This is a genomic window from Pseudomonas sp. RT6P73 (assembly GCF_054897715.1).
The window spans coordinates 1281250-1298813 of the sequence record NZ_JBUBUV010000002.1; the positions used below are offsets into that span (position 1 = coordinate 1281250).

Here is a 17564-nt window from a genome sequence, read left to right on the forward strand (position 1 = left end):
ATAGGTATCGCCCCGCATCAAGGTTATAACTCAGCGTTTCAATAGGATATGGTCAATAAACATATTCTCTCCATCCGGATCAACTATTGCGATTTTCTTTATATCAGTGTGTTCGAATTTAAATTCTTTAGAAGAGTTGTCGTGATCGTTCCCAGGGCTTTCAATTCTCTCAATTAAGTTACCTTTCGTGTCATAAGCAAAAACGGTAAAACCTTTTAAAGCATTGATAAACCAAAAACTGAAGTGTGATGCGCTGCTGTTGAACGTTATTTCAAGACGCCCGAAGAAAAGCTGCAATACCTTTCCATTAAGATTCTCATCGCCTGAAGAGAAACTTCTAATTTCCATTGCTGCTTTACCATCTGCCCTGGGGAGTAAGTAGAACCCCATGGCTGATCGGGAGAATCCAGAGTTCTCCTGATATAGTTTATTTTCCATGTCGTTGAAGTCTTCAAGATATTCGACGGAGGATTTGATATTCATGAATTCCATCTCGGGGATTGGATTAAGTGAGCATCTAATCAAACATTCAAAAGCTGCGATGTCTACTGTCAGATCTTACAGGTGTGCACTAAATCCCGACCGACGGTCAGCATTGGCATTAGAAGTCATGTTTGCCGTTTGTCTGAAAGTATTCCGCACCTGTTAGTTCTGACAGTAGACAGCCAGCGTCCTCTCGCGCTGTCATACCCGTGGGAATTCTCCCGATCAATGTCCTTGCAGTGGAGGTTCTGATCATTCGATTGGAGCGCCAGGGATGGGTGTTTGCGTCAGTTCTAGAGGGAACAATCATGACAGAGCGTCTATATCGAAAACTTCATGGCATGGAGTTGAAGTTTGTTTCGGGCAGGCTGGAAGAAAAACCGGCCGAGTGGGCGATCGGTTACACCGTTACATTCAAAATGAGCCTGGATTTCACGAACTTCGTGCAAATGGCCAACCAATACATTCCGGGCTATTTGAATAATCCGATCAATGCTATTCGGCCTGAACTGACCAGTTTCGCTTACCACTATTCCTACAATTATTTTTTCGATGCTGCCGGAGATATCGGTAACAAAGAAAATCTGTTTAATGTGTTTAGGCATCCTGGTTACTACATGAATCAATGGTCCACGGGTGGGCTGGAGCGGCGATATGGCAAGCCCCAATTCGAAATCATCGATGATCAGCTTCACATCACTGCCCGAATGGATTTCCGTTGGGAAGACAAGCGTCCGATCGTTGTAGAAGATTTGCCGGTCATTCCTTTTGAATGGGCGCTGAATCTTTTGGAAGGCGAGTTTGTAGACCCTGTCACAGCGGTGCCGCCTGCAACAGTGGTGGCGCCTGCCACAGCGGTGGTGCTTGGATATGCCGAAGAGAAGTGGGTCGATCAAGACGGGCTGAAAATGCTCAAAGGCACGCGTTACATGATTGGCAGCAAGCTCGAGTTTGGCGAAATTAACAAAGAGCAAATTTACACCGCAGGTTGATCCCTATATCAGGTCCATTGCACGTGGAGCCGCTTGCGAGGCTGCGTTCGACCGGGTGTCGCGCTCGGTCGCAGTCCTCGCAAAGCTTTGACGACTGCTATGCCCTAGCGCGGATCGAGTTGAACACGGCCCGGGCAGTTGCTTCCAAAAGCGCCATAAACCCCTCTATTTCCCACCTCTGCAAAAGTTGGAAGGTTTCTTGCAGTAGCCGCCCTGCGCCTGCTTCAGGCGTCAAAAGTTTGCTTTAAAGGAACGGGGAAAACCGGTGGATCGCTCTCAGTTACTCAACAGTGCCCGCACAAACGTTGCCGACTTAAGTCGGGGCAACCTGGGTGTGCCGTTGTTGCTGCTGGTCATGCTGGCAATGATGATGTTGCCGATCCCACCGTTCCTGCTGGACGTGTTCTTCACCTTCAACATTGCCTTGTCGATCGTGGTGTTGCTGGTCTGCGTCTATGCCTTGCGACCGCTGGATTTCGCGGTGTTTCCGACCATTCTATTGGTGGCGACGCTGCTGCGGCTGGCGTTGAACGTGGCCTCCACGCGGGTGGTGATGCTCCACGGTCAGGACGGTCACGCCTCAGCCGGCAAGGTGATCCAGGCCTTCGGTGAGGTGGTGATCGGCGGTAACTACGTGGTCGGTATCGTGGTCTTCGCGATTTTGATGATCATCAACTTCGTCGTAGTGACCAAGGGTGCCGGGCGGATTTCCGAAGTGAGCGCGCGTTTCACCCTCGATGCGATGCCCGGCAAACAAATGGCGATCGACGCCGATTTGAACGCCGGCCTGATCGACCAGAACCAGGCCAAGCTGCGCCGGACGGAAGTCGCCCAGGAAGCCGAGTTCTACGGCTCCATGGACGGTGCCAGCAAATTCGTGCGCGGTGACGCCATCGCCGGTCTGCTGATTCTGTTCATCAACCTGATCGGCGGCATGGCGGTCGGTATCTTCCAGCACGGCATGACCTTCGGCGATGCCGGCCGGGTTTATGCACTTCTGACTATCGGTGACGGTTTGGTGGCGCAATTGCCATCACTGCTGTTGTCGACAGCGGCGGCGATCATGGTGACCCGTGCTTCCGGTTCGGAAGACATGGGCAAGCAGATCAATCGCCAGATGTTCGCCTCGCCGAAAGCGTTGGCCGTGGCGGCGGGTTTGATGGCAGTGATGGGCCTGGTGCCCGGCATGCCGCACTTCTCCTTTCTCAGCATGGCGGCCGTGGCCGCTGGTGGTGCGTACCTGTTCTGGAAGAAGCAGAATGTGGTCAAGGTTCAGGCCCTGCAAGAGGTCAAGCGTCAGCAAGAGTTGCTGCCATCGCCGGCCCGCGCCATGGAAACCAAGGAGCTGGGCTGGGACGACGTGACGCCGATCGACATGATTGGCCTGGAAGTCGGCTATCGCCTGATTCCGCTGGTGGATCGCAACCAGGGCGGTCAGTTGCTCGCGCGGATCAAGGGCGTGCGCAAGAAGCTGTCCCAGGACCTGGGCTTCCTGATGCCGACTGTGCATATCCGTGACAACCTCGACCTGGCGCCGAGTGCCTATCGCCTCACGTTGATGGGCGTGATCCTGGCTGAAGCCGAGATTTATCCGGATCGCGAACTGGCGATCAACCCGGGGCAGGTCTACGGCACGCTCAATGGCATAACCGCCAAAGATCCGGCTTTTGGCCTGGAGGCGGTCTGGATCGAAATCAGCCAGCGTGCCCAGGCGCAATCCCTCGGTTACACCGTGGTCGATGCCAGTACGGTCGTGGCGACCCACTTGAACCAGATTCTGTACAAGCACTCCAGCGAACTGATCGGTCACGAAGAAGTCCAGCAACTCATGCAATTGCTGGCCAAAAGCTCGCCGAAACTGGCCGAAGAGCTGGTGCCGGGCGTGGTGTCGCTTTCGCAACTGCTCAAGGTGTTGCAGGCTTTGTTGGCTGAACAGGTGCCAGTGCGCGACATTCGCAGCATCGCCGAGGCCATCGCCAACAATGCCGCCAAGAGTCAAGATACTGCCGCTCTGGTGGCCGCGGTGCGCGTCGGCGTATCCCGTGCAATCGTCCAAAGCATTGTAGGGACTGACTCCGAGCTACCAGTTATCACTCTGGAGCCAAGGTTGGAACAGATATTGCTCAATAGTCTTCAGAAGGCAGGACAAGGCTCGGAAGAGGGCGTGCTGCTGGAGCCAAGCATGGCTGAGAAACTGCAACGCTCGTTGATCGATGCGGCGCAGCGTCAGGAAATGCAAGGTCAACCGGTGATACTGCTGGTGGCCGGTCCGGTTCGCGCGATGCTTTCGCGATTCGGCCGACTGGCAGTCCCGGGTTTGCATGTGTTGGCTTACCAGGAAATCCCTGACAACAAGCAAGTGACCATCGTTGCGACAGTAGGGCCCAACGGCTGAGGTAGTGGTTTATGCAAGTTAAGCGTTTTTTCGCCGCCGATATGCGTCAGGCCATGAAACTGGTTCGTGATGAGCTGGGCGCTGATGCCGCCATTATCGGCAATCGCCGGATCGCCGGTGGTGTCGAGCTGACGGCTGCCCTGGATTACAAATTGTCAGCGCTGGCCCCGCGTGTTCCGAACATGGAACTCGAGGATGAGCTGCGCAAGACCCAGTCGCGGATCGTCACCGCCCAGGCCGAGTTGAGCCTGCGTGGCGAAGGCGAAACCGAAGGCGACAATACCACCAATCGCCAGTTGTTCGCCGGCCTGCCATTGACCGCCGCCGAGCCGTTGATCGAGCCGACGTATGCCGAACCTCGTCGCTCCGCTGCAGCCCCGGCACCCGCCGCTGGCGGCGTGGACCCAAGGGCATTTGACTCGATGCGTTTCGAGCTCAACAGCCTGCGCGAACTGATGGAAGTGCAACTCGGCTCCCTGGCCTGGAATCAGCTGCAAGGCAGCCGCCCGGCCCAGGCCAACCTCTGGCGTCGCCTGCAACGCATCGGCCTGTCCGGCCCGTTGTCCCGCGACTTGCTGGCGATGATTACCGACATTGAAGAACCCCGTCAGGCCTGGCGCATGTTGCTGGCGCACCTGGCGCGGATGATCGTTACACCGGAAGTCGAGCCACTGGAAGAGGGCGGCGTGATTGCTATGGTCGGCCCTGCCGGCATGGGCAAGACCACCACCCTGGCCAAGCTCGCGGCCCGCTACGTGCTTAAATATGGCGCGCAAAACATCGCGCTGGTGAGCATGGACAGCTACCGTATCGGTGCTCAGGAGCAATTGAAGACCCTGGGCCGGATCCTCAACGTGTCGGTAACTCACGTCGATCCGGGGCAATCGCTGGTGCAGGCGCTGGATCCCTTGCTGCGCAAACGCGTGGTGCTGATCGATACCGCGGGCCTTCAGGCCAGCGATCCGGCACTTCGCATGCAGCTCGAAAGCCTGGCCGGACGTGGCATCAAGTCAAAAAATTATCTGGTGTTGGCAACCACCAGCCAGAAACAGGTTCTAACTGCCGCTTATCACAGTTACAAGCGCTGCGGGCTCGCTGGCTGCATCCTGACTAAACTGGATGAAACGGCAAGCCTGGGCGAAGTATTAAGCTTGGCGATCAGTCATGAATTGCCGGTGGCCTATCTGACCGATGGCCCGCGGATTCCGGATGATTTGCATCTGCCGCGTCGTCATCAGTTGGTCAGTCGCGCCGTAAGCGTGCAAATGCAAGAAGAACCCAGCGAAGAAGCCATGGCTGACATGTTCGCTGATATTTACCACAGCCCGACCAAGCAGGTTGGCTGAGGTACTAATGAACAGTTTTTGTACCTACATCGATGGTCTGCCATGCATTGTTCAGTTCATGAACGCGCAGCCAGTAATGTGGCCTCCGTCTATGCAAGACAAGGTAAAGAAATAACATGGGCAGCATGCATCCCGTACAGGTGATCGCGGTGACCGGCGGCAAAGGTGGCGTCGGGAAGACTAACGTGTCAGTGAACTTGTCCCTGGCTCTAGCTGAACTCGGCCGGCGCGTCATGCTGCTGGACGCCGATCTGGGGCTGGCGAACGTCGACGTCCTGTTGGGGCTGACACCCAAACGTACCCTGGCCGACGTGATCGAAGGCCGCTGTGAGCTGCGCGACGTTCTGTTGCAGGGGCCCGGCGGTATTCGCATCGTCCCGGCCGCGTCCGGCACGCAGAGCATGGTTCATCTGAGCCCGGCTCAACACGCCGGCCTGATCCAGGCGTTCAGCGATATCGGCGACAACCTTGACGTATTGGTGATCGACACCGCTGCGGGTATTGGTGACTCGGTAGTCAGTTTCGTTCGCGCAGCGCAAGAAGTCTTGCTGGTGGTGTGCGACGAGCCGACCTCGATCACGGATGCCTACGCGCTGATCAAACTGCTGAACCGCGACTACGGCATGAACCGCTTCCGCGTCCTGGCGAACATGGCCCAGAGCCCGCAGGAAGGTCGCAACCTGTTCGCCAAGTTGACCAAGGTCACTGATCGCTTCCTCGACGTCGCCCTACAATACGTCGGTGCGGTGCCTTACGACGAAAGCGTGCGCAAGGCCGTGCAGAAGCAGCGTGCAGTCTACGAAGCGTTCCCGCGTTCCAAGTGCGCCCTGGCGTTCAAGGCGATCGCGCAGAAGGTCGACACTTGGCCGCTGCCTGCCAACCCGCGTGGGCACCTGGAGTTTTTCGTCGAGCGCCTCGTGCAACAGACCGCAGGACCCGTCCTATGACAGCCAGTGGCTACAACCTCTACAAGAAGTCGGCACGTGACGCGCAGTACGAGCTGATCGAGCGTTACGCGCCACTGGTCAAACGCATTGCTTACCACTTGCTGGCCCGTCTGCCAGCCAGTGTTCAGGTTGAAGACCTGATCCAGGCCGGGATGATCGGCCTGCTTGAAGTATCGACCAAATATGACGCCAGCAAAGGCGCGAGTTTCGAGACGTACGCGGGCATTCGAATCCGTGGCGCGATGCTCGATGAAGTACGCAAGGGGGACTGGGCGCCACGTTCGGTTCACCGCAATACCCGTATGGTCAGCGACGCAATTCGCTCGATTGAAGCTAAAACCGGTCGTGACGCTAAAGATCATGAGGTTGCGGCCGAACTCCAATTGAGTCTCGACGATTATTACGGGATTTTGAACGACACCCTGGGCAGCCGGTTATTCAGTTTCGACGATCTGTTGCAGGACGGCGAACACGAAGGGCTGCACGAGGATGGCGCGAGTGCTCATCTCGAGCCGTCACGCGATCTGGAAGATGAACGCTTCCAGGCAGCGCTGGCGGACGCGATTGCCAATTTGCCGGAGCGTGAGCGACTGGTGTTGGCGCTGTACTACGACGAAGAGCTGAACCTCAAGGAAATCGGTGAGGTCCTGGGGGTCAGCGAATCTCGGGTCAGCCAGTTACACAGCCAGTGCGCGGCCCGTTTGCGGGGGCGTTTGGGGGAGTGGCGAGCGCGCTGAAGGCAGTGTGGGGACACTGCGAACGAGGCCGGTGTGGTGTTGAACTGCACCGGTCGCGATCTGTTGTGCTCCAGACAGTCATCGAGTGCATTGCCGGATTGATTGAAATGGCGCGTCCAGGTGCTGGGCGCGTTTAAGACTGCTTGGAGGTCGAATTGGACAAGAACATGAAAATCCTCATCGTTGATGACTTCTCAACGATGCGGCGGATCATAAAAAACCTGTTGCGTGACCTTGGGTTCACCAACACGGTCGAGGCCGACGATGGCACTACTGCCATTCCGGTTCTCAACAGCGGGAGCATCGACTTTCTGGTAACGGACTGGAACATGCCTGGCATGACCGGTATCGATCTGCTGCGCCACGTGCGCGCCGATGAAAAGCTCAAACACCTGCCGGTGTTGATGGTGACCGCTGAAGCCAAGCGCGAGCAGATCATCGAAGCGGCCCAGGCCGGTGTTAACGGCTATGTGGTCAAACCCTTCACGGCCCAGGCGTTGAAAGAAAAAATCGAGAAGATTTTCGAACGCATCGGTTGATCCACTGCGCCACGGGGGAGCTATGGAGCATAAAGAATCTTCACTGGGCGATTTTGAATCGACCCTGAAAAAACACGCGGTCGAACTGGTCGAAAGCCTTGAAAAAGGCAGGTTCGGCGACGCTGTGCAACTGATCCATGAGCTCAATCAGACCCGTGACCGCGGCCTGTATCAGGAAGTGGGCAAGCTCACTCGCGAGCTGCATAGCGCGATCGTCAATTTCCAGATTGACCCGAACATGCCGCAAGCCGAGGAAGTGTCCCAGATCACGGACGCCACCGAGCGCCTGGGGTATGTGGTCAAGCTGACCGAGGCCGCTGCCAACCGCACCATGGACTTGGTGGAGAATTCCACGCCGCTGGTCAACAGCCTGAGCGAAGAAGCCCAGGCGTTGAGCACGGATTGGGGGCGGTTCATGCGTCGCGAAGTCGGAGCTGAAGAGTTCCGTGAGCTGGCCCGGCGCGTCGACGGTTTCCTGACGCGCAGCAGCGAAGACAATCGCACGGTGTCGAGCAACCTTAACGACATTTTGCTGGCCCAGGATTACCAGGACCTCACCGGTCAGGTGATCAAACGCGTGACCCAATTGGTCACCGAAGTTGAAAGCAACCTGCTCAAGCTCGTGCTCATGGCCAGTCAGGTAGACCGCTTTGCGGGTATCGAACATGACCGTGATGCGATGCTCGCTGAAAAAGATCCGCAAAAACATCTCTCTCAGGGTGAAGGTCCGCAGATTCATGCCGATAAAAGAGAAGACGTTGTGTCCGGTCAGGACGATGTGGACGATTTGTTATCCAGCCTAGGATTTTAGAGTTTTAGCATTTTAGGTTTTTTAGGTTTTTAGACCTGTAGGAGCACCCCCTTAATGAGCTTCGGCGCCGATGAAGAGATCCTTCAGGATTTCCTGGTTGAGGCCGGCGAGATTCTAGAGCAACTGTCCGAACAGCTGGTCGAGCTTGAAAGCCGCCCGGATGATGCGGATTTGCTCAATGCAATTTTTCGCGGTTTTCACACTGTAAAAGGGGGCGCCGGCTTCCTCCAGCTCAATGAGCTGGTGGAGTGCTGTCACATCGCCGAGAACGTGTTCGACATCCTGCGCAAGGGTGAACGTCGCGTCGACTCGGAACTGATGGACGTGGTTCTCGAAGCGCTGGACGCAGTGAACAGCATGTTCACCGAAGTGCGCGAACGCAGCCCGATTACGGCTGCCACGCCTGAATTGCTGGCGGCACTGGCCCGTCTGGCCGAGCCGCAAACGGCTGATGAAACCGCACCGGTTGCTGAAGTGGTCGAAGCACCAGCTGCTGAAGAATCGGGCGACATCACCGATAACGAATTTGAACAACTGCTGGACTCGCTGAACGCCGTCAAGGCTCAAGCCGAAGCGCCGACAGTTGCTCCAGTGGCTGCCGCCGATTCGGCGGCCGGCGACGAAATCACCGATGCCGAGTTCGAGTCGTTGCTCGATCAACTGCACGGCAAAGGCCAGTTCGCCGTCGACGCAGTGGCAGCGCCTGCTGCACCGGCTGCCCCGAAAGCGGCAGGCGACAGCTCCGACATCACCGACGACGAATTCGAAGCACTGCTCGATCAGCTGCACGGCAAGGGCAACTTTGCTATCGATGCGCTGGAATCGGCCATTGCTGCCGTACCTGCGCCGGCTGGGCCAACCGCTAAAGCGGCCGGCGGCGATCTGATCTCCGATCACGAGTTCGAATCACTGCTCGACGAATTGCACGGTAAAGGCAAGTTCACCGAAGTCGGCACAGGTGCTGCGGTTGCAGCTCCAGCCGCCAAGGTTGCTGCACCGAAACCGGTTGCCAAAGCGCCCGAGCCGAAAGCCGAAGCGCCGAAGCCAGCTGCTGCTGCAGCACCGGCTCCGGCCCGTGCACCGTCCGCTCCACCACCGGAAAAACCGGCCAGTGAAGCCGAGACCACCGTGCGGGTTGATACCGCGCGTCTCGACGAAATCATGAACATGGTCGGCGAACTGGTTCTGGTGCGTAACCGCTTGGTCCGTCTGGGCCTCAACAGCGGCGACGAAGCCATGTCCAAGGCCGTGTCGAACCTCGACGTGGTTACGGCCGACCTGCAAACCGCGGTCATGAAGACCCGGATGCAACCGATCAAGAAAGTCTTCGGGCGCTTCCCGCGCCTGGTTCGCGACCTGGCTCGCCAGCTCAAGAAAGAGATCAACCTGGAGCTGGTCGGCGAAGAAACCGACCTCGACAAGAACCTCGTCGAGGCCTTGGCCGACCCGCTGGTCCACTTGGTGCGCAACTCGGTCGACCACGGTATCGAAGAGCCGGCCGAACGCGAAGCGATGGGCAAGCCACGCAGCGGCAAAGTGATTTTGTCCGCCGAACAGGAAGGCGACCACATCCTGCTGTCCATCTCCGATGACGGCAAGGGCATGGACGCTGATGTTCTGCGCGGCATTGCTGTGAAGAAAGGCTTGATGGACAAAGATGCGGCAGACCGCCTCAGCGAGTCCGACTGTTTCAACCTGATCTTCGCCCCGGGGTTCTCGACCAAGACCGAGATCTCCGACGTGTCGGGTCGTGGCGTGGGTATGGACGTGGTGAAAACCAAGATCGCCCAGCTCAACGGCACCATCAATATCTACTCGACCAAAGGCAAAGGCTCGAAGATCGTCATCAAGGTCCCGTTGACCCTGGCGATCATGCCGACGCTGATGGTCATGCTCGGCAACCAGGCGTTCGCGTTCCCGCTGGTGAACGTCAACGAGATCTTCCACCTCGACCTGTCGCGCACCAACGTGGTGGACGGCCAGGAAGTGGTGATCGTGCGGGACAAGGCACTGCCATTGTTCTACCTCAAGCGCTGGCTGGTCAGCTCCGCCGCTCACGAAGAGCAGCGCGAAGGCCATGTGGTGATCCTTTCGGTGGGCACTCAGCGGATCGGCTTCGTCGTCGACCAGTTGGTGGGCCAGGAAGAAGTGGTCATCAAGCCATTGGGCAAAATGCTCCAGGGAACCCCGGGCATGTCGGGCGCCACCATTACCGGTGACGGTCGCATTGCGCTGATTCTCGATGTTCCGAGCATGCTCAAGCGTTACGCCGCACGGCGTATTTGATTCTGGTGGAGCGGGGCGACTGAGCCTCGCTCCGTCTAACGGAGTGTTTATGGCAGTCAAAGTCCTGGTGGTGGACGATTCGGGGTTTTTCCGCCGCCGCGTCTCGGAAATTCTTTCAGCGGATCCGAATATCCAGGTCGTCGGTACGGCGACCAACGGAAAAGAGGCGATCGATCAGGCGCTGGCCCTCAAGCCAGACGTGATCACCATGGACTACGAGATGCCAATGATGGATGGCATCACGGCCGTGCGGCATATCATGCAGCGCTGCCCGACCCCGGTATTGATGTTCTCCTCGCTGACTCATGAAGGTGCTCGGGTAACCCTCGATGCGCTGGATGCCGGCGCGGTGGATTTCCTGCCGAAGAATTTCGAAGACATCTCTCGTAACCCGGAGAAGGTCAAACAACTGCTGTGCGAGAAGATTCTCAGCATTTCGCGCAGTAACCGTCGTGCCAACACCTACAGCGCACCGGCCCCGGTCGCCGCGCCAGCCCTGACGCCTGCGCCTTCGAGCGTCAGCAGTTACGGCAGCGCACCTGCGCGTCCGGCGCCGGCACCGATTCCGGCGCGTACCCACGCCCCTGCATCGGCCGGCCCGTCGTCGCCCGCGCCGAAACGCAAAGCCTACAAACTGGTGGCCATCGGCACGTCCACGGGCGGTCCGGTTGCCCTGCAGCGGGTGTTGACCCAGTTGCCGGCCAACTTCCCGGCCCCGATCGTGTTGATCCAGCACATGCCGGCCGCGTTCACCAAGGCCTTCGCCGAACGTCTGGACAAGCTCTGCCGCATCAGCGTCAAGGAAGCCGAGGATGGCGACATCCTGCGTCCGGGCCTGGCGCTGCTGGCACCGGGTGGCAAACAAATGATGATCGATGGCCGTGGCGCGGTGAAAATCCTCCCGGGTGACGAGCGTCTGAACTACAAACCGTGCGTGGACATCACCTTCGGTTCGGCCGCCAAGTCCTACGGCGACAAAGTTCTGGCGGTCGTACTGACCGGCATGGGCGCCGACGGTCGTGAAGGCGCGCGCCTGCTCAAGCAGGGCGGCAGTGCGATCTGGGCTCAGGATGAAGCGAGCTGCGTGATTTACGGCATGCCGATGGCCATCGTCAAAGCCGACCTCGCCGACGCGATCTACGGTCTGGACGATATTGGCAGGCACTTGGTCGAGGCGTGTATCTGATGGATGTTTTAAGCCTTATCGGGATCATCATGGCGTTTGTCGCCATCATTGGCGGCAACTACCTTGAAGGCGGTCACCTCGGCGCTTTGGCCAACGGCCCGGCGGCGCTGATCGTACTCGGTGGGACCATCGGCGCGGCGTTGCTGCAATCGCCGATGAGCGCCTTCAAGCGCGCCATGCAAATCATTGGCTGGATTCTGTTCCCGCCTCGCGTCGACCTGGCCGGCGGCATTGATCGCGTGGTGAACTGGAGCCTGACCGCTCGCAAGGAAGGTTTGCTCGGTCTGGAAGGGGTGGCCGATGCCGAACCTGACAGCTACTCGCGCAAAGGCCTGCAACTGCTGGTGGACGGCGCCGAGCCGGAAGCGATTCGCAGCATTCTGGAAGTGGATTTCTACACCCAGGAATCCCGCGACATTGAAGCGGCGAAAGTCTTTGAAAGCATGGGCGGCTACGCGCCGACCATCGGCATCATCGGTGCGGTGATGGGCCTGATCCATGTCATGGGCAACCTGGCCGACCCGACGCAACTGGGCAGCGGCATTGCCGTCGCGTTCGTCGCCACTATCTACGGCGTGGCCAGTGCCAACCTGGTGTTGCTGCCGATTGCCGCCAAGCTCAAGTCCGTGGCCTTGCGCCAGTCGCGTTATCGCGAAATGTTGCTGGAAGGGATCCTGTCGATCGCCGAGGGTGAAAACCCTCGCTCTATTGAGTTGAAGCTTCAGGGCTTCATGGATTGATGGGAGACATGGACCATGGCACGTCGCAGGCAACCTGAAGAACATGTAAACCATGAACGCTGGCTCGTTTCCTACGCCGACTTCATCACGTTGCTGTTCGCATTCTTCGTGGTCATGTACTCGATTTCTTCGATCAACGAGGGCAAGTACAAAGTCATCTCGCAAGCGTTGATCGGGGTCTTTGCGGATGCCGATCGCTCGCTCAAGCCGATTCCGATCGGTGAAGAACGGCCGCAGACCGTGACCCCCGCCAAGCCCTTGGTCAAGGACAGCGAGCAGGTCGACGCGGGTGTTGCCGGGGCCAGCGATCCGCTGAAAAGTATCGCCGATGACATCAGCGCGGCGTTCGGCGACTTGATCAAGTCCAACCAGATGACCGTGCGCGGCAACGAGTTGTGGGTCGAGATCGAGCTCAATTCCAGCCTGTTGTTCGGCAGCGGCGACGCCATGCCCAGCGACATGGCGTTCAGCATCATCGACAAGGTTGCCGGCATTCTGAAGCCGTTCGACAACCCGATTCACGTCGAAGGCTTTACCGACGATCAACCGATCCGCACCGCGCAATACCCGACGAACTGGGAGCTGTCCTCGGCCCGCTCGGCGAGCATCGTGCGCATGCTGGCGATGCAGGGCGTGAACCCTGGCCGTCTGGCGTCGGTGGGTTACGGCGAATTCCAGCCGGTGGCCAATAACGCCACTGCTGAGGGCCGGGCACGTAACCGTCGCGTCGTGCTGGTGGTGTCACGCAATCTCGATGTACGCCGCAGCCTCACCGGTACCGGAACCGCCCATGCGCAACCGGATGCCGCGTTGAAGCGTGCTGGCACACAAACTGCACCGACCCCAGTCAAGTCGCCGGTACGAGAGAGCGCCGTCAATTCTCCGTCGCCTGCATTAACACGTTGAGCTATTTCTCGGTCGATCATGTCGGCCGGGAGGAACAATCCGAATGAGAGTCTGGGCCGTTGCCAATCAAAAGGGTGGTGTTGGTAAAACCACTTCCTCTATCGCTTTAGCCGGTTTACTGGCCGAGGCGGGCAAGCGCGTGGTCGTGGTCGATCTCGATCCGCACGGCTCCATGACCAGCTACTTCGGCTACGACCCCGACAGCCTGGAACACAGCAGCTACGACCTGTTCCTGCACAAGGGCAGTGTGCCGCAAGGCTTGCCCGGTCAATTGCTGCTGCCGACCAGTGATGAACGCATTTCGCTGTTGCCGTCGAGTACCGCTCTGGCCACGCTTGAGCGCCAGTCTCCGGGCCAGAGTGGCCTGGGCCTGGTGATTGCCAAGAGCCTGGCGCAGCTGTGGCAGGACTTCGATTACGCCGTCATCGACAGCCCGCCGTTGCTCGGCGTGCTGATGGTCAATGCCTTGGCGGCGGCCCAGCAGTTGGTGATCCCGGTGCAGACCGAACACCTGGCCGTCAAAGGCCTGGAGCGCATGGTCAACACCCTGGCGATGATCAACCGCTCACGCAAAGTGGCGTTGCCGTTCACCATCATTCCGACCCTGTTCGACCGCCGTACCCAGGCGTCTCTCGGGACCCTTCGCGTGCTGCGCGACAAATACCCGGAAGAAATCTGGCAAGGCTACATACCGATCGACACGCGCCTGCGGGATGCGAGCCGGGCAGGGCTGACGCCTTCGCAATTCGACGGCAAGAGCCGCGGGGTGCTGGCGTATCGCGCACTGCTCAAGCAGTTGCTGGCGGCACAACTTGTCCCGCAGGTGGCGTGAGATGAACACAGTCCCTGTAGGAGCGAGGCTTGCCCGCGAAGGCCGCACCCCGGTCTTAACCGTTAAACCGCGTCATCGTTCTTCGCGGGCAAGTCGGATCGCCGCACCGCTCGCTCCTACAAGGGCGGTGTGCGCATGAATCGGCCGGTAAAAATCACCTCGCGTCCGCAACTGGCGCTCCAGTCTTATCTGGACAGCTTGCTGATGGAGGCGACTGAAGAGTTGCCGCTGGAAGTCGGAGCGGTGGCTGCAGTCATTGAGTTCGTTGAAAAGGTCGAGGTCGAAGCGGCACTGGACGAGTTCCAGGCTGCGGTGCTCGAAGAGCAGGCGCGTGATGCGCAGAAGCCGGTTGTCGCTGCCGTGCCTGTCGTAGCGCCAGTAGCTGCTCCTGTCGCAAAAGCCCCGGTGGTGATCGAAGAAGCGCCGGCGCCGATTCTGGCGCCGGTCTCGACCCTCGCACCGCTGCTGCAAACCCTGGTGCCGCCGCTGGTCGAAGTCCATCTGCCACCGAGCAACACGCCGCCACCGGTGGAAACAGACGGTCGCCCGGCGTGGGCTGCGGAGCCGTTCGAATGCCTGCTGTTCGATGTCGCCGGGTTGACCCTGGCAGTGCCGCTTGTGTGCCTGGGCTCGATTTACTCCCTGGCCGGTCACGAGCTGACGCCGCTGTTCGGTCAGCCGGAATGGTTCCTCGGGATCCTGCCGAGTCAGGCCGGCAACCTGAAAGTCCTTGATACCGCGCGCTGGGTCATGCCCGACCGTTACCGCGACGATTTCCGTCAGGGCCTGCAATACGTTATTTCGGTTCAGGGCTACGAGTGGGGGCTGGCGGTGCATCAGGTCAGCCGCTCGTTGCGCCTGGACCCGAACGAAATCAAATGGAGAAGTCATCGAGGTCAGCGGCCATGGCTCGCCGGCACGGTGATTGAGCACATGTGTGCATTGCTGGACGTTTCCGCCCTGGCCGAGTTGATCGCCAGCGGCGGGGCTAAGCACATGAGCAGCAGCAAGCCGCTACACAAACCGACATAGCTGCCGACATAACAAGTACGCGACGGCATTGTTGAATGCCGCCAACAGAACACACACCGCCAGAAGCGGTTTTTCGAGGGGTCAGGTATGAGTAATCACGCGACGAATGCAAAGGGTTCCGAAGATCCGATCCTGCAATGGGTAACCTTCAAACTGGACAATGAAACCTACGGCATCAACGTGATGCGCGTTCAGGAAGTCCTGCGTTACACCGAAATCGCCCCGGTCCCGGGTGCTCCGAGCTACGTGCTGGGCATCATCAACCTGCGCGGTAACGTGGTTACCGTGATCGACACCCGTCAGCGCTTCGGCCTGATGAATGCCGAGATCAGCGACAACACCCGTATCGTCATCATCGAAGCCGACAAGCAAGTGGTCGGGATCATGGTCGACAGCGTGGCCGAAGTGGTTTACCTGCGTCAGTCGGAAATCGAAACCGCGCCAAACGTCGGTAACGAAGAATCCGCCAAGTTCATCCAAGGCGTGTGCAACAAGAACAACGAACTGCTGATCCTGGTCGAACTGGACAAGATGATGAGCGAAGAAGAATGGTCGGACCTGGAGAACATCTGATTGATTCTTGAGGTAGCGGTCATTGTCCTGTTCCTTTTCTGGGCAGGCACGCTGGCAATGTTCCTGGCGTACATTCGCGCTCAACGGCAAATTGCCGCGCAACAGGCCCAGGGTGATGCGTTGCGCGATCAGCGCATCAAGGACCTGGCCAAGCGCGTCGACGACTATCAAAGCGGCAACGTGCGCATGGGTGAAGACCTGCACGAACTGCGCGCCGTCGTCAGCCCCTTGCCGGACAAACTGGCGCAGCTGGAACAGCGCGATCCGTCGAGCCTGTCGTTTGCCCAGGCAGCGCGCCTGGTCGGGATGGGAGCTACCGTTGATGAACTGACTCAGTCTTGCGGGTTGACCCAGGCTGAGGCGGAGTTGATGCGCAAGTTGCATAAGAGCGTCTAGAAGCTTTAAACAGCAAGCGGCAAGTAAGTGCAAAGATCGCAGCCTTCGGCAGCGCCTACTGGTGTACACAAACCCATGTAGACGCTGACGAAGGCTGCTATCTTTTTTGCATTGGGTGCTGACGTAAACATCTCTCATCTGGTTACTGAATGATTGAGCAACGACAGATAGTCTGGTGTGCCGTTCGTCGGTACTGTTATTTCTGACAGTAGAATTGAATGCGTGTGGCAGTGGAGACTTGAGATTGATTATCTCTAGAGGATCTGCCCAGATGAGAGCATTGATCATTTTAATGATGTGTTACGTTACACAAGTTCAAGCGATGTCCGGACAGGCTCTGGTCACGAATTTGAACAATAAGTACACGAGTCTCGTTGCACAGTGTCCGAATGGCGCGCCGGCTTATTATTGTTCAGGTATGTTGCTTCGGGCCGTTGACTACACGTCATTGTACGTTCCCATAGTAAGTTAAACTTGGGGGCTGCAGATAATAATGTATTCACTTTTACGATTACGGATCAAGTGTATGGCCAAGCGGCGGCTGATCGGTTAAACGCGAAGTATTCACTCGTATCGAAAGACTGTCAGGGGCGAGCGGCTTACTATTGCAGTGGCGTAATCCTTCGAGTAACCGGGACCAAGCCTGCATATCATGCATGGGACCCTAGTGACAACTCGATAAAAATGGGTGGGGTGTCATTCTCATATTTACGCAAGGACTTGGGAACGGAAATTCTTGTTTGGAATGAAACTCAAGGTTTCATTTTTAAAAATTTTGATACTGCTGAACGATTAGGGGCCTACTCAACGCCCTTGCTTTGTTCATACCCATCTGATGGCAATACCTCCAGCCGTCCAACAAATGGCGGTTGCGGTCCTAATGGAAATTATCCAGTGACTAGTCGCGCCTGTCCGGAGATTGTCGTGACGACGTTAGAGGCGTGGAAGAAGCATTACCGATCTGTGGGCGGCTCTGGTTATTTCTCAGCTAGGAATATGAACCAATGTGGGTTTACCGGAGAAAGAAAACAGTTTGCTCTAAGTCTGGAAGCGCGGAATAACTTTGAGCGACCAATAGAAGAGCGTCCCTATCACAACGAAGTCATGTTGAAAACCTGGCCCAGAGGAATCCCAAAACAACTGCCGATAGCAGCATTTTTCTACCTGTACAAACAGACACGGGCAGTCGGAATGGAAGGGGCGCAGTACGCCCAGAAGGACTATTTCAATGTGACGGGCGATTTGCTGCCCGTTATACGGGTTACATTGGTTGACGGTGCAGCGACAGCTTTTAGTTTTTATGAACAAGAGCAGTCGGAAATTTGGAAGTAAAATTTTAAATGCCAAGCCTGATGGCTTCAGG

17 protein-coding genes are annotated in these 17564 nt (G+C 57.7%); 16 read left to right on the plus strand and 1 reads right to left on the minus strand.

From position 1 onward, the window contains the following. Nucleotides 1-30: 30 nt before the first annotated feature. Nucleotides 31-483 carry a hypothetical protein gene (locus tag ACYZT6_RS06315; RefSeq protein WP_462026172.1) on the minus strand — a complete coding sequence of 151 codons (453 nt, stop codon included), beginning with the start codon at nucleotides 481-483 and terminating at the stop codon, nucleotides 31-33. A gap of 308 nt (nucleotides 484-791) precedes the next feature. On the opposite strand from ACYZT6_RS06315, the gene ACYZT6_RS06320 reads away from it, so the two are divergent. The 16 genes from ACYZT6_RS06320 to ACYZT6_RS06395 all read left to right on the plus strand — a co-directional run bounded on the left by ACYZT6_RS06320 (nucleotide 792) and on the right by ACYZT6_RS06395 (nucleotide 17533). Continuing rightward, entirely contained in the window at nucleotides 792-1475 is a 684-nt protein-coding gene (locus tag ACYZT6_RS06320) for a hypothetical protein (RefSeq protein WP_462026173.1), read from the plus strand. A gap of 265 nt (nucleotides 1476-1740) precedes the next feature. Then, the gene (gene flhA / locus ACYZT6_RS06325) at nucleotides 1741-3870 is read left to right on the plus strand and encodes a flagellar biosynthesis protein FlhA (RefSeq protein WP_462026174.1); all 2130 of its coding nucleotides are present in this window, start codon (nucleotides 1741-1743) and stop codon (nucleotides 3868-3870) included. Nucleotides 3871-3881: 11 nt separating this feature from the next. After that, complete coding sequence (gene flhF / locus ACYZT6_RS06330; RefSeq protein ID WP_462026175.1) at nucleotides 3882-5216, plus strand: flagellar biosynthesis protein FlhF; 1335 nt, start codon at nucleotides 3882-3884, stop codon at nucleotides 5214-5216. Between the two features lie 116 nt (nucleotides 5217-5332). Next, nucleotides 5333-6163, plus strand: a complete 831-nt coding sequence (gene fleN, locus ACYZT6_RS06335) for a flagellar synthesis regulator FleN (RefSeq protein ID WP_003222917.1) — start codon at nucleotides 5333-5335, stop codon at nucleotides 6161-6163. Next, the gene (fliA, locus tag ACYZT6_RS06340; RefSeq protein ID WP_007894214.1) at nucleotides 6160-6900 is read left to right on the plus strand and encodes an RNA polymerase sigma factor FliA; all 741 of its coding nucleotides are present in this window, start codon (nucleotides 6160-6162) and stop codon (nucleotides 6898-6900) included. Before fleN ends, fliA begins: the two co-directional genes overlap by 4 nt. Nucleotides 6901-7067: 167 nt before the next feature. Beyond that, nucleotides 7068-7439: a chemotaxis response regulator CheY gene (locus ACYZT6_RS06345; RefSeq protein ID WP_003183998.1), complete on the plus strand. Its 372-nt coding sequence runs from the start codon at nucleotides 7068-7070 to the stop codon at nucleotides 7437-7439. Nucleotides 7440-7461: 22 nt separating this feature from the next. Then, complete coding sequence (locus ACYZT6_RS06350) at nucleotides 7462-8250, plus strand: protein phosphatase CheZ (RefSeq protein WP_461980260.1); 789 nt, start codon at nucleotides 7462-7464, stop codon at nucleotides 8248-8250. Nucleotides 8251-8304: 54 nt separating this feature from the next. Next, nucleotides 8305-10536 (plus strand): chemotaxis protein CheA, encoded by a 2232-nt coding sequence (locus ACYZT6_RS06355; RefSeq protein ID WP_462026176.1) that lies wholly within the window; start codon nucleotides 8305-8307, stop codon nucleotides 10534-10536. A gap of 49 nt (nucleotides 10537-10585) precedes the next feature. Beyond that, on the plus strand, nucleotides 10586-11722 hold the full coding sequence (locus ACYZT6_RS06360) for a protein-glutamate methylesterase/protein-glutamine glutaminase (RefSeq protein WP_462026177.1): 1137 nt from the start codon (nucleotides 10586-10588) through the stop codon (nucleotides 11720-11722). Continuing rightward, nucleotides 11722-12462 carry a flagellar motor protein gene (locus tag ACYZT6_RS06365; protein ID WP_131061601.1) on the plus strand — a complete coding sequence of 247 codons (741 nt, stop codon included), beginning with the start codon at nucleotides 11722-11724 and terminating at the stop codon, nucleotides 12460-12462. Before ACYZT6_RS06360 ends, ACYZT6_RS06365 begins: the two co-directional genes overlap by 1 nt. Before the next feature lie 15 nt (nucleotides 12463-12477). Then, a complete protein-coding gene (gene motD / locus ACYZT6_RS06370) occupies nucleotides 12478-13368 on the plus strand; it encodes a flagellar motor protein MotD (RefSeq protein WP_462026178.1) in 891 nt (296 codons plus the stop codon). A 43-nt stretch (nucleotides 13369-13411) separates the two neighbouring features. Next, nucleotides 13412-14200 carry a ParA family protein gene (locus ACYZT6_RS06375; RefSeq protein ID WP_462026179.1) on the plus strand — a complete coding sequence of 263 codons (789 nt, stop codon included), beginning with the start codon at nucleotides 13412-13414 and terminating at the stop codon, nucleotides 14198-14200. A gap of 135 nt (nucleotides 14201-14335) precedes the next feature. Beyond that, nucleotides 14336-15232 carry a CheW domain-containing protein gene (locus ACYZT6_RS06380; RefSeq protein ID WP_462026180.1) on the plus strand — a complete coding sequence of 299 codons (897 nt, stop codon included), beginning with the start codon at nucleotides 14336-14338 and terminating at the stop codon, nucleotides 15230-15232. Nucleotides 15233-15319: 87 nt separating this feature from the next. Next, nucleotides 15320-15805, plus strand: a complete 486-nt coding sequence (locus ACYZT6_RS06385) for a chemotaxis protein CheW (protein ID WP_059407544.1) — start codon at nucleotides 15320-15322, stop codon at nucleotides 15803-15805. Then, nucleotides 15806-16201: a DUF2802 domain-containing protein gene (locus ACYZT6_RS06390; protein WP_462026181.1), complete on the plus strand. Its 396-nt coding sequence runs from the start codon at nucleotides 15806-15808 to the stop codon at nucleotides 16199-16201. A 474-nt stretch (nucleotides 16202-16675) separates the two neighbouring features. After that, nucleotides 16676-17533, plus strand: a complete 858-nt coding sequence (locus tag ACYZT6_RS06395; protein WP_462026182.1) for a hypothetical protein — start codon at nucleotides 16676-16678, stop codon at nucleotides 17531-17533. The last annotated feature ends 31 nt before the right edge of the window (nucleotides 17534-17564 follow it).

Coding starts and splice junctions, on each gene's coding strand:
- ACYZT6_RS06315 (WP_462026172.1), bottom strand. CDS start 483: ATGAATATCAAATCCTCCGTCGAATATCTTGAAGACTTCAACGACATG.
- ACYZT6_RS06360 (WP_462026177.1), top strand. CDS start 10,586: ATGGCAGTCAAAGTCCTGGTGGTGGACGATTCGGGGTTTTTCCGCCGC.
- motD (WP_462026178.1), top strand. CDS start 12,478: ATGGCACGTCGCAGGCAACCTGAAGAACATGTAAACCATGAACGCTGG.
- ACYZT6_RS06345 (WP_003183998.1), top strand. CDS start 7,068: ATGAAAATCCTCATCGTTGATGACTTCTCAACGATGCGGCGGATCATA.
- flhF (WP_462026175.1), top strand. CDS start 3,882: ATGCAAGTTAAGCGTTTTTTCGCCGCCGATATGCGTCAGGCCATGAAA.
- ACYZT6_RS06385 (WP_059407544.1), top strand. CDS start 15,320: ATGAGTAATCACGCGACGAATGCAAAGGGTTCCGAAGATCCGATCCTG.
- ACYZT6_RS06380 (WP_462026180.1), top strand. CDS start 14,336: ATGAATCGGCCGGTAAAAATCACCTCGCGTCCGCAACTGGCGCTCCAG.
- ACYZT6_RS06320 (WP_462026173.1), top strand. CDS start 792: ATGACAGAGCGTCTATATCGAAAACTTCATGGCATGGAGTTGAAGTTT.
- fleN (WP_003222917.1), top strand. CDS start 5,333: ATGGGCAGCATGCATCCCGTACAGGTGATCGCGGTGACCGGCGGCAAA.
- ACYZT6_RS06355 (WP_462026176.1), top strand. CDS start 8,305: ATGAGCTTCGGCGCCGATGAAGAGATCCTTCAGGATTTCCTGGTTGAG.
- ACYZT6_RS06365 (WP_131061601.1), top strand. CDS start 11,722: ATGGATGTTTTAAGCCTTATCGGGATCATCATGGCGTTTGTCGCCATC.
- ACYZT6_RS06375 (WP_462026179.1), top strand. CDS start 13,412: ATGAGAGTCTGGGCCGTTGCCAATCAAAAGGGTGGTGTTGGTAAAACC.
- fliA (WP_007894214.1), top strand. CDS start 6,160: ATGACAGCCAGTGGCTACAACCTCTACAAGAAGTCGGCACGTGACGCG.
- ACYZT6_RS06350 (WP_461980260.1), top strand. CDS start 7,462: ATGGAGCATAAAGAATCTTCACTGGGCGATTTTGAATCGACCCTGAAA.